The following is an 11,341-nucleotide window of genomic DNA, read 5'->3' as shown; positions in this document are numbered from 1 at the left end:
ACAATCGGATGCAGAATGGCAAAACGTTGAAATGATAGCCGTTGGGACCGGCGATTTGCCCGGGGCGGCATGAACCTCCCCGCACCCGGGCGCCGACCAATGCTCGATAGGAAGCGGTGCAGGTCGATGGAACAGCGCAAGACCATTTCGGAAGACCAGTCCGGCGTAGCGTTGCCGGCGCCGCCGCCATGGATGCGCCGGGCGACGCCCTACGCGCCGGACCGGCGTGCCCAGATGCTCGAGCATATGGCGCGCGCCCGCTCACAGTCCCAGGCTATTGCGGCACCGCCGCCGGCCCAGCCGCCGCTCGCTACCGTCGCGGCCATCCTCGGTGATGCCTTTGGCTACGCTGTCCTGTTCGGGATCATGGCACTGCTTTTCCAGTCCCAGGTCCCCCTCTACGTCGGCGCATTCCTATTCCTGGCCTACGGCCCGCGCATCGAAAGCGCGCTCGGCGCGATCGGCATCCGGTTCGAGTCCGATGCGATCGGGCCCGGTCTCATCAAGGGCTCCGTGTTCTGGCTCACCTGGATCGCGATGCTCGTGTCCATCAGAGGCTCCGTTCCCGCTTGGCTCGCGTCATGGATGCCGCCAACCTTGTCATGGTCTGCAATCGCCGGCATCGCCCTCGGGCTCGCCATCTTCGATGCGCTCGCGGCCTTGACGCTGCGGCGCGCAGGGCCGCGGTTCGGATTGGCGATCAGCCCGGACAGCCTGATCTGGACGATGGTCAAGGTCGTGATCGTCGTCGGTGTCCTCGCGCTGTTGGCTCTGCTCGGGGCAGCCTGAACCCCGGCGTCCAGTTCGCGCGATGACGACGTTGTGACCTTGTGCCGCGAGGTATTGCGCCGCATCCGCCCGCGCATTTACCGGAAATTTACCCCTGCTCCTGCGCGCGGGTATCATTTGCTTAGAATTTGACCGCTACCGTGGAATTACGGAATCACCCCAAACCCTTGGCACATTCATGTCCGTCGCAGAGTTTCTCAGGCAGCGTGCAGTGGACGTCGCCGTGAGCGGCAGCTACTCGCTGCCGCGCTGGTATGATTGCGAGGGTCAGCTCCGCAGCTTCGCGTGCCGCACCAAGCGCGTCTCGCCCTTCCGCATGATCGTGGACGTGCCCGTCGTCGGCAAGGTCGGCGAGCGTCTCACCTCCTACTTCCAGGACTTCGGCGAATTCCAGTGCACGATCAGCGCGACGCTGAAATCGGGCTTCCTGATGGAGCTCGACATGACCCGGGCGCGGCGCGCCTGGATGTCGGAAAAGCTGACCTGGCTAGAGAAGAAGCAGAAGGACGCCAGCATCCAGGAGTTGCGGAACGATGCGCGTTTCGTCCCGCAGGTCTCACACACGTTCCTGACGCTCGCGGACGGCAGCACCCATCCGTGTTTCATCATCGACGTCTCCACGGCCGGCGTCGCGATCTCGTGCGAATACGATCCGCCGGTCGGAACCCCGCTTGCGGTCGGCGCCTGCGTCGGGCGTGTGATCCGCAAATTCGACCACGGCTTTGCGGTCAAATTCGCCGAAAAGCAGTCGAGGGACGACCTCGTCCGGCTGATTGTCCGCTCGCCCCTGCTGCAGTCGGCCTGACCCTCGGCAACACTGCCCTATAGCGGCCCCATTGCCGGATCAGCCTTTGCCGGGTCCGCGCCGTGTGCCGGATGTTCATTGCAGACTTGCGATCGGGGGACCGAATGGCAGTCGACAAGATCACGGTTGATAAGGTCACGGTTGACAAGGTCACTTGGGACAGGGTCGGCCGGGTCACCGAGCCCGGACGCTACATGTACACCTTCGGCTGGCTCACCATCACCGCCGGCGACCTCGATATCTGGAAGCAATATCCGCAGGCCGCCTTCACGCTGCTGGCCCAAAGGGGCGAGCCGGACGACTCCATCAGCGAGGAATTTTATCTCGGAGCCTTCGACATCGCGCCCGGCGGGCCGCCGCCATCCACCACCCATTGAAGGCGGGAAATGCCGGCCTTCATGGCCACCGGCCGGTCGTCCACTTCGGTCGACCGGCGCAACCGTGAATCGAAGAAACTTCCCTACAGCCCTGATCGGACTTACCAATCAGCCCCGCCGACGGGGCCCCATCGTTGCCATTGATGACGAACAGGCGCCGTCATGCAATTGATTGCACTCGTGTTCTAGACATCACCGCCCCTGATGAACGCCAGCCGTCGCGCATGTTAAGCAAGGCGACAGCATGCGCATGACACATGGTCGCATCGGTTGACGTAGATTAGCGGATCAAGGGAACCTATTTTCGGCGCCGATGTACCTGATTGAAGCGTTACCCACCGTCATCGGAACGGCCGCCATCGCCCCGGCACTGCTGATGCTGTGGCTCGTCATCGCCGCCGAGGAGCGCCCCGGGCCGCCCGCCCAGGTCTGGACCGCCTTCCTGCTCGGCGCGGCCAGCATCTCGCTGCTGGGCGTCGCCCGCGTCCCCTTCGCCAAGATGGTCGCAGCCCCCGACGACCCCTGGGCGGCACTTGCCATGCATTCGGTCTTCGGCGTCGCCCTGCCGGAGGAAGCCGTCAAGGTGATCGCCATCGTGCTGATCTCCTCGACCAAGCGGCGGACCTTTGCCAATCCGATGGACACCGTGGTCTATGGCGCCGCCGTCGGCCTAGGCTTTGCCGCCTACGAAAACCTCGCCTACCTCGTCCATCATGCCGAAATGTGGCGCTCGCTGGCTGCCCTGCGCAGCGTGCTGACGGTGCCGTTCCACGGCGCGCTCGGCATCATCGCCGGTGCCTATCTCACCATTGCCCGCGCCGGCACTGCGCTAGGAGCGAACCGCCATAATCGCGACTGGGCCCGCCTGTCCAGCCGACTGCTGATCTTCGCAGGTCCCCTCGCGCTGCACTCGGCGTTCGACTTTCCGCTGCTGACCCTCCAGAGCATGCCGGATCTCGACCCGACGCTCCGGATGTGGCTGGGCGCGGCGAGCCTGTTGGTAGGCTTCAGCTCGATCGCCTTCGCCATCCGCCTGGTCCGGCGCGTCGCGCGCCATCACGCGCCCCGGACGGACGTCGCCCGCGAGCGGCTCAGCCAGTTGCGACGCATGTGGGCGCTGCTGCTCGCCGGTGGCGGCGTCGGCTTTCTCGGCCTCGCCTTCGTGCTGACCTCGATCCATCACTGGCTGATCAATCCGGAGCGCAATCTGACGCTGGCCCTGATCCCGATCGGCTTCGTCTCGATCCTGCTCGGCCTCGCGCTTCTGATTGTCACGACAGCGATCTACATTCTCGGCCGCAACCGTATCCGCACCAGCGCCGAGGGTTTTTCATCGGCGCCCGGCGGCAGTTGATCCGCCGCATGGCGAGCGCGCCACACATGGACTAGATAGAGCTAGACCTTTCGTTCTGGAGCCTGCCGATGACATCGCCCGAGGATTTTTCCCGGTTGCAATCCGCGATGAGCAAGGCGGTGAAGGCGCATTGGAAGGCCTTTCTGTTCGAAGGCATCCTGCTCGCCGCGCTCGGCATTGCCGCGCTGATCCTACCGCCGCTCGCGAGCCTTGCGACCGCGATCTTCCTCGGCTGGATGTTCCTGATCGCCGGCATCGGCGGATTGATCGTGACCTATTGGGCGCGCAGCACGCCGGGCTTCTGGTGGTCGCTGATCTCCGCTGCGCTCGCGGTGCTCGCCGGAGGAATTCTGCTCACCCGACCGATGCAGGCCGTGCTGACGCTGACCATCGTGCTCGGCGCCTATTTTCTCGCCGAAGGCGTCGCCACCATCATGTATGCACTGGAGCATCGCCGCGAGCTGAGCAGCCGCTGGTCGTGGCTGCTGATCTCGGGCCTCGTCGACATCGCGATCTCGTTCATGGTGATCGCGGGACTGCCGAGCTCGGCGGAATGGGCGATCGGCGTCCTCGTCGGTATCAACCTGCTGTTCGGCGGCGCCACCCTGATCGGCATGGCGCTGGCGGCGCGCAAGAGCAACACTTGAGACGCCTCGTCGCCCCTCATGCCGTTTTGGGGGTGACAAGGAGCCAGCGGCACGCTATATGGCCTGCCATGATCACCGTCGCCACCAGCTATTTTTGGTATTTTAGCTACGACAGCTCGCTGGCGGCAGGAGGATCGCGCTCAATCTGAATATTGAAGCAAACGTCCGAACAAGCCGCCAGACCTGGCGGCTTTTTTATTGGCCGGCAGGTTCGAAACCGACAGGAGCCCGCCGTGCTGAGCACGACCGACGATCTTCGTATCCGCGAATTGAAAGAGCTGAGCACGCCGGAAGAGGTGATGCGGGAAGTCCCGCGCACGCTTACCGCGACACGTGTGGTGATGGCCGCGCGCAACGCCATCCATGCCATCCTCACCGGCCAGGACGACCGCCTGCTGGTCGTGGTGGGCCCGTGCTCGGTGCACGATCCCAAGGCCGCGCTCGACTACGCCGAGCGCCTGGTAAAACTGCGCGAGGACCTCGCCGACCAGCTCGAGATCGTGATGCGGGTCTATTTCGAGAAGCCGCGCACCACCGTCGGCTGGAAGGGCCTGATTAACGATCCCGATCTCGACGGCAGCTTCGACATCAACAAGGGCCTGCGGCTCGCGCGCAACGTGCTCTCGGCCGTGAACAATCTCGGCCTGCCCGCCGGCACCGAATTCCTTGATATGACGACGCCGCAATACATCGCCGACCTCGTGTCGTGGGCTGCGATCGGCGCACGGACGACCGAGAGCCAGATCCATCGCGAGCTGGCGTCGGGGCTGTCTTGCCCGGTCGGCTTCAAGAACGGCACCGACGGCAACGTTCGGATCGCGGCGGACGCCGTGAAGTCGGCCTCGCATCCGCATCATTTCATGGCGGTGACCAAGCTCGGCCGTTCGGCGATCGCCTCGACGGCGGGCAACGAGGACTGCCACATCATCCTGCGCGGCGGCAGCAAGCCGAACTACGACGCGGCAAGCGTTGCGGCCGCCTGCAACGAACTGACCAAATCCGGCGTCGCGCCGCTCGTGATGGTCGATGCGAGCCACGCCAATTCGAGCAAGAAGCCGGAGAACCAGCCGCTGGTGATGACCGACATTGCCGGCCAGATCGCAGGCGGCGAGAACCGCATCATGGGGGTGATGATCGAGAGCAATCTCGTCGCCGGCCGTCAGGACGTGGTACCGGGCAAGCCGCTCACCTACGGCCAGAGCATCACCGATGGCTGCATCGACTGGACGACGACGGCAACAACGCTCGAGCAGCTCGCCGACGCGGTCGAGATCCGCCGCAATACCCAGCGCGCGGGGCTGCACGAGCGAACGGCTTAGCAGAAGCGGGCGGGGCGACGCTGCGCGCCATGCCCGCATCGTCACGGCCTAACGCGCGATGAGATTTTGATCAATCGCCATCGCGCTCGAGGGTCATGTCTACGCACGATCGTTCCGGAAAACCGCTTCGCACTTTCCGGATCATGCTTTAGCAGCCGCGGCAGATGCTCTTGATCTTGCGATCGAGCTCCGCGTCTTCCTTGTTCGCAGGGGTGTTCGGATTGCTCAAATTCTTCTCGCTCGGCACGTCGGCCGCGCGCGGCTGGCGGTGACCCACGGGCGCCGGCAACACTCCAGAGCTCACGCCGCCTGAGGTCGATCCCTTTGAGCCGCCGGTCTGTGCAACCGCCGTGCCGCCGAGCAAGACCACGAGCGATGCTGCCACCATGATCTTCTTCATGTCCGCTTCTCCATTCTCAAACCGGCGACGCTCCAGCACCGCTCACGTCTCGGGCGGATAAAGATGAACGTCGCCGCAATAGTCCACGATACGATAGCGCGTTTCGGCTCCTGCTTCACGCGCGTCGTCTGCGGTATTTTGTGCCGCCAACACATAATTCGGTCCGACCGGCGATTTGCCGGCTCCGCCGGGAATATCAATGACATAGTCGGGCTGACACAGTCCTGACACCCGCCCGCGCAACTGCCGCATCAAATCCTGTCCCTGGGCCAGCGTCGTTCGCAAATGCACGGTGCCGGGCGCGAGATCGCCGTGATGCAGGTAGTAGGGCTTGATCCGGCATTCAACGAAAGCTCGCATCAAATCCGACAAAGCCGCGATGTTGTCGTTGACGCCGCGCAAAAGGACTGACTGGCTGACCATGGGAATGCCGGCGTCGACGAGCCGCGCGCAGGCGGCGCGCGCTGTTCTGGTCAGTTCCCGCGCATGGTTGGCGTGCAGCGCGACCCAGGTGGTCGCGCCCTCGACCTTGAGCGCAGCGACCATCTCGTCGCTGATGCGCGCGGGATCGGCGACGGGAACGCGGGTGTGAAGACGGATGATCTTGACGTGATCGATTGTGGCCAGATCGGCCATGATCTCGCTCATACGTCGCGGCGAGAGCATCAACGGATCGCCGCCGGTGAGGATGACCTCCCAGATTTCGTCATGCGCGCGAATGTAGTCGATCGCTGCGCGATAGGCGCTGTCCGAGAGCGCGTTCTCCTTGCCCGGTCCCACCATCTCGCGGCGGAAGCAGAAGCGGCAATAGACGGCGCAGACGTGTACGAGCTTGAACAGCACCCGATCGGGATAGCGATGCACGATCCCGGGAACCGGCGAATGCGGGTGATCGCCGATCGGATCGGCGTTCTCGCCCGGTTGCACGTCCAGCTCGGCCGCGGTCGGAACGAACTGCCGCGCGATGGGATCCTTGGGATTGGTCGTATCGATCAGCTCGGCCAGATCAGGCGTGATCGCCACCGCATAGCGCGCAGCGACGCGTTCCAGCGCCGGCAGCGCCGCGGCAGGCGCCAGGCCTTCGGCGACGAGCTCGGCCGGATCACGCAATGTGCGTGCAAGATTGGTCTTCGTCATGTCTCACTTTGCATTTCATCTGCCGGCGGCGTCCACACCACCTGATCGATCCGCGATGCGCCGCTTGCCAGCATCACCAGCCGGTCGAAACCGAGTGCGACACCGCTCGCTTCAGGCATTGCGGCAACTGCGGCCAGAAAATCCTCGTCCAGCGGATAGGCCTCGCCGTAACGGCGCTGCTTTTCCGCCATGGAGTCCGTGAAGCGCTTGCGCTGCTCCTCGGCATCGGTGAGCTCGCCAAAGCCGTTGGCGAGCTCGACGCCGCAGGCATAGACCTCGAACCGCTCGGCGACCCTGGCATCGCCAGCCTTCACGCGCGCCAGCGCCGCCTCTGGAGATGGGTATTCGAACAGAATGGTCAAACGCCCCTGCCCCAGATGCGGCTCGACATGTTCGACCAGAACCTTGCTGAAGATGTCGGACCAGGTGTCGTCCTCGGCCACACGGACCTTCCCGCTGGCTGCCTCGGCCAGCGCGGCACGGTTACCCTCGTCGCCCGAGATTGTCGACAGCAGGTCGATGCCGGCGAGTCGCTCGAAGGCGCCCGCGACCGTCAGAAGCTCCGGCTCCGCGAAGGGGTCGGCGGTCCGGCCGCGGAAGGCGAAAGTCTCGGTGCCGGTCGCCTGCGCCGCGCGGGCGATGATGACGACGCAATCGGCCATGATGGCGTCGTAGGGGGCGCCTGCCCGGTACCATTCCAGCATGGTGAATTCAGGCAGGTGCAGATCACCCCGCTCGCGGTCCCGGAACACCCGGGCAAACTCGAAAATCCGCTCCTCGCCGGCCGCCAGCAGCTTCTTGCAGGCGAATTCCGGCGAGGTCCGCAAATAGCGGCTGGCGCGGCTGCCGTCCGGCCGCATGATCTCGGTCCTGGGGGCGTGCAGATGGGTCTCATTGCCGGGGGAGACCTGGAGGACTGAGGTTTCGACCTCGACGAAGCCCTGCTCGGCGAAAAATCCGCGCAAAGCCCCGCTAATGGCCCCCCTGGCCCGGAGGAAGGGGCGCCGGTCGATGTGCCGCCCGGGCGACCAGAACGGCGAAATCGGCTTGTCCCCAGCCATTAACCCACCGCCTCCCGCGACAGCAAAATGCTGGCATCCAACGGCAAAATCAGTATGTTGCGGCCCGAAACGGGCGCCGAGGTCTGATTTGAGGCCCCAAGTCCCCCATCGATTTGACCATGTCCTGGCCGGTGCCGGGCCAAGCAAGCAGGAAATACAGCTTTGAGAGTCATCGCCAGTTCTATTCGCAAGGGCAACGTGATCGAGCAAGACGGCAAGCTTTATGTCGTCGTGAGCGCCGAGAACATCCATCCCGGCAAGGGCACCCCGGTCAGCCAGATCGAAATGCGCCGAATCTCGGACGGGGTAAAGATCTCCGAGCGCTACAAGACCACCGACCAGGTCGAAAAGGCCACGATCGAAGAGCGCAACTACACGTTCCTGTACGAAGACGGCGACGGCTTCCACTTCATGAACCCCGAGACCTACGACCAGGTCCAGGTGCCCAAGGACGTCGTCGGCGACGCGGCCGCGTATCTTCAACCGGAGATGATCGTCAAGCTGTCGACCCACGACGTCAATGTGGTCTCGCTCGCGCTGCCGCAGCGCGTGACGCTGGAAGTGGTCGAGACCGAACCGGTGACCAAGGGCCAGACCGCCTCCTCCTCCTACAAGCCCGCGGTGCTCTCCAACGGTGTCCGCACCACCGTGCCGCCGCACATCTCGGTCGGCACCCGCATCGTGGTGATGACCGAAGACGGCTCCTACTCCGAGCGCGCCAAGGACTGACGGGAACAGAGGGATCGCAGAAGGTGCCGCCGGGGGGCGAGACAGTGGTTGGGAAGGGTTTCCGCTTTGTCTCGCAACTTCTGGCGTCGCTTTCGCTCCTCATTGCCACCCCGCTCGCTGCGGATGAGTTTCGCAGCCCCTCACTCACGGCCCTGCGCGTCGATTGGCGCGCAGCGCTCGACCAGCTCCGCGCCGAAATCAGCAGCCGTCCCCGGATTGCGGGCGATTTCATCTTCGTGCCGCGCCGGTCGGTGCCGCGCTACGATCCGCGCGCGATGCCCGCACTGGTGCAGCTCAACGCGGTCTCCTCGCCTTTCTTCACCGGCATCTCCCGCAGCCCCGTGCCCGTGCTGCTGCCGTTCGACGCCGCCGCGTACCTCGAGGCGCAACGCACCGGCGCACCGGCGACCCTCGCGCTGTCGCGCTACCAGGCTGACTTCAATCCCGTCGATATGTTCGATGCCGGTCCCGCCGGCTATAGCGCGACCTTCTCGTTGGATCCCGGCGCCGGCGACGGCATGCCGAGCCGCGTGTTTGCACGGCCCGTCGAAGTGCAGATCACGGGCTCGGCGCTCGTCTATGACGTTGCTGATCCCTCGGGGGGCAAAGGCGAGCCGGTTAAACCTCTCGCAACGACCTATCCAGACCTGCGCAGGTTCATTCGCGAAGGTTATGTGCGCTACGCCTTCACCCGTTTCGGCGTCGCCTATGTGGTGTCGGTCCAGTGCCTCGACAGCGCCGCCAAGCCACGGCGGCTCGCCTGCAGGGAAGCCTATCCGGTCGCGGAGCGATTTCTGAAGGCGCTGCGGGTCGCCGGCGGCCAACGAATGCGACCGCTGCTGGACGTCGCCTCGAGCATCCTCGATCGTCCTGCGGCACGCTCGGCGGAGTTCAGCTACCGGCCGAGCGGCGACATCATTCCGAACACCGGTTACCGCAAGCAAGGCGGCCATGCCGACGTGATGACCTATGCACAGATCCGCTTTCCGCTCGAGAAGGCGCCCGCCTTCGTGCGTTCGCAATCCTACGGCAAGCGCGACAAGAGCGAGGGTCCGACCGCTTATCCCTGGCGCGACAATTTCTGCGAGTCCCGTAGCTTCGAGGTCTGGCAGTGCACCGGCGGATACGGCCACCAGGGCGAGGACATTCGCGCCGCCAATTGCCCACCGCCCGGCGACGGCCGCGAGGCCTGCGATCCCAAACAGCGCGCCGTCGTCGCCGTGCGCGATGCCATCGTGATCCGCGCGACCAAGGACCAGGCCGCGACGCTTCAAGTCAACAGCCGCACTGAGCACATCCGCTTCCGCTACATGCACATGAACCCGCACGCGATGAACGCCGACGGCCTCGTCCACGGCCGCTTCGTCACCGAAGGCGAGAAGATCGGGGTCGTCTCGAACTATCTCGACCATCCCGCCGGCACGTCCATGCATCTGCATTTCGATGTGCAGGTGTTCACCCGCGACGGCTGGATCTGGGTCAGCCCCTACGTCACGCTGGTCTCGGCCTATGAACGCCTGATCCGCGCCCGCGGCCGCGAGGTGGGCCCGGACGTCGCGGTCACGGCGCAGCCCGTGGCACATGCGTTGCCGGACGACGTTATCAAGCCGGACCTGCGCGAGGGGTCGAGCGGCGAGGACAATTGACGGCTTGCTCGTTCCAATGCCGGACGGTGCAAGAGATGTCGTCGCGCACACCGCTGGCTCGATCAAAGGACAGGATTGATGAGTGTCGGACTAATCGGCCTTCTCGACGATATCGCGGCGATTGCAAAGGTGGCAGCGGCCTCGCTCGACGATGTGGCAAGTCAGGCCGCCAAGGCGGGCGCAAAGGCGGCTGGCGTGGTGATCGACGACGCGGCCGTCACGCCGAACTACGTCATCGGTTTTGCCTCGAAGCGGGAGCTGCCGATCGTCGGCAAGATCGCGCTCGGATCGCTGCGCAACAAATTGCTGGTCCTGCTGCCCGTTGCGTTGTTGCTCGGTTATTTCCTGCCTGCGGCGGTCACGCCGCTGCTCATGCTGGGCGGAGCCTTTCTCTGCTACGAGGGTGCCGAAAAGGTGCTCGAAGCGGTGCTGCCGCATCATGCCCATCACCACGAAGCCCAGCTCCAGCCGATTGCGCTGAATGCCCGTTCGGTCGAGGACGAGAAGGTCGCGAGCGCCATCAAGACGGATTTCATCCTGTCGGCGGAGATCATGGCGATCACGCTGGCGGCCCTCCCCGCCGGCAGCATCTGGATGCAAGCGTTCGTCCTGGCGCTGGTCGGCCTTTGCATCACCGTCGGGGTCTACGGCGTCGTCGCCCTGATCGTGAAGGCGGACGATATGGGCATGGTCCTTGCGCGCTATGACGGCGCCTCAGTCATCGGCGGCGCGATCCGCTCGCTTGGACGCGCGGTCGTTCGCGGCATGCCCATCTTCCTGGCGGTGCTGAGCACCATCGGCACCGCCGCCATGATCTGGGTCGGCGGCGGCATCATCCTGCACGGCATCGAGAAATACGGACCGCCTGCCATCGGTCACACGGTCCATGCCGCGACCGAGGCTGCCGCACACCTCCTTCCATCCGTTGCCGGCATCATCGCATGGTCGGTCGAGGCAGCCATCTCCGGCGTTCTTGGACTGCTTGTCGGCGCAATTGCAATTCCGGTGGTCGAATACTGTCTCTCCCCCGCATGGAAGCTGTTGCGGCGATCGAAGCCGGCCTGAACACAGCGGTCG

12 protein-coding genes are annotated in these 11,341 nt (G+C 64.7%); 9 read left to right on the top strand and 3 right to left on the bottom strand.

Translation table 11 applies throughout. From position 1 onward, the window contains the following. The first annotated feature begins 126 nt into the window (after positions 1 to 126). The 6 genes from HAP40_RS18875 to HAP40_RS18850 all read left to right on the top strand — a co-directional run bounded on the left by HAP40_RS18875 (position 127) and on the right by HAP40_RS18850 (position 5,291). Positions 127 to 789, top strand: coding sequence for a hypothetical protein (locus HAP40_RS18875; RefSeq protein WP_166816392.1), 663 nt, complete (start codon positions 127 to 129; stop codon positions 787 to 789). Between the two features lie 178 nt (positions 790 to 967). After that, entirely contained in the window at positions 968 to 1,594 is a 627-nt protein-coding gene (locus HAP40_RS18870; RefSeq protein ID WP_166816393.1) for a PilZ domain-containing protein, read from the top strand. Between the two features lie 104 nt (positions 1,595 to 1,698). Next, a complete protein-coding gene (locus HAP40_RS18865; RefSeq protein ID WP_414645333.1) occupies positions 1,699 to 1,971 on the top strand; it encodes a hypothetical protein in 273 nt (90 codons plus the stop codon). A gap of 313 nt (positions 1,972 to 2,284) precedes the next feature. Next, positions 2,285 to 3,325, top strand: a complete 1,041-nt coding sequence (locus tag HAP40_RS18860) for a PrsW family glutamic-type intramembrane protease (protein ID WP_166816394.1) — start codon at positions 2,285 to 2,287, stop codon at positions 3,323 to 3,325. Between the two features lie 68 nt (positions 3,326 to 3,393). Further along, positions 3,394 to 3,972: an HdeD family acid-resistance protein gene (locus HAP40_RS18855; RefSeq protein ID WP_166816395.1), complete on the top strand. Its 579-nt coding sequence runs from the start codon at positions 3,394 to 3,396 to the stop codon at positions 3,970 to 3,972. 233 nt (positions 3,973 to 4,205) lie between these two features. Further along, on the top strand, positions 4,206 to 5,291 hold the full coding sequence (locus HAP40_RS18850; protein WP_166816396.1) for a 3-deoxy-7-phosphoheptulonate synthase: 1,086 nt from the start codon (positions 4,206 to 4,208) through the stop codon (positions 5,289 to 5,291). 148 nt (positions 5,292 to 5,439) lie between these two features. Here HAP40_RS18850 and HAP40_RS18845 read toward each other — a convergent pair whose 3' ends face one another. The 3 genes from HAP40_RS18845 to epmA are packed head-to-tail and all read right to left on the bottom strand — an operon-like array spanning position 5,440 to position 7,889. Next, on the bottom strand, positions 5,440 to 5,691 hold the full coding sequence (locus tag HAP40_RS18845) for a hypothetical protein (protein ID WP_166816397.1): 252 nt from the start codon (positions 5,689 to 5,691) through the stop codon (positions 5,440 to 5,442). Between the two features lie 42 nt (positions 5,692 to 5,733). Then, positions 5,734 to 6,828 (bottom strand): lysine-2,3-aminomutase-like protein, encoded by a 1,095-nt coding sequence (locus tag HAP40_RS18840; protein ID WP_166816398.1) that lies wholly within the window; start codon positions 6,826 to 6,828, stop codon positions 5,734 to 5,736. After that, positions 6,825 to 7,889, bottom strand: coding sequence for an EF-P lysine aminoacylase EpmA (gene epmA, locus HAP40_RS18835; protein WP_166819452.1), 1,065 nt, complete (start codon positions 7,887 to 7,889; stop codon positions 6,825 to 6,827). The genes HAP40_RS18840 and epmA overlap by 4 nt, the downstream gene beginning before the upstream one ends. 162 nt (positions 7,890 to 8,051) lie before the next feature. Between epmA and efp the strand changes: the two genes are divergently transcribed. The 3 genes from efp (at position 8,052) to HAP40_RS18820 (ending at position 11,329) form a co-directional block, all read left to right on the top strand. Next, positions 8,052 to 8,618 carry an elongation factor P gene (efp, locus tag HAP40_RS18830; RefSeq protein WP_166816399.1) on the top strand — a complete coding sequence of 189 codons (567 nt, stop codon included), beginning with the start codon at positions 8,052 to 8,054 and terminating at the stop codon, positions 8,616 to 8,618. Between the two features lie 23 nt (positions 8,619 to 8,641). Then, positions 8,642 to 10,264 carry a M23 family peptidase gene (locus HAP40_RS18825; RefSeq protein WP_166816400.1) on the top strand — a complete coding sequence of 541 codons (1,623 nt, stop codon included), beginning with the start codon at positions 8,642 to 8,644 and terminating at the stop codon, positions 10,262 to 10,264. Between the two features lie 78 nt (positions 10,265 to 10,342). Next, a complete protein-coding gene (locus HAP40_RS18820) occupies positions 10,343 to 11,329 on the top strand; it encodes a DUF808 domain-containing protein (protein WP_166816401.1) in 987 nt (328 codons plus the stop codon). Positions 11,330 to 11,341: the final 12 nt, after the last annotated feature.

Source organism: Bradyrhizobium sp. 1(2017), assembly GCF_011602485.2.
Lineage (GTDB): Bacteria > Pseudomonadota > Alphaproteobacteria > Rhizobiales > Xanthobacteraceae > Bradyrhizobium.
Note: the sequence above shows the minus strand (reverse complement) of the source record. Positions and strands in the feature narration are given on the sequence as shown.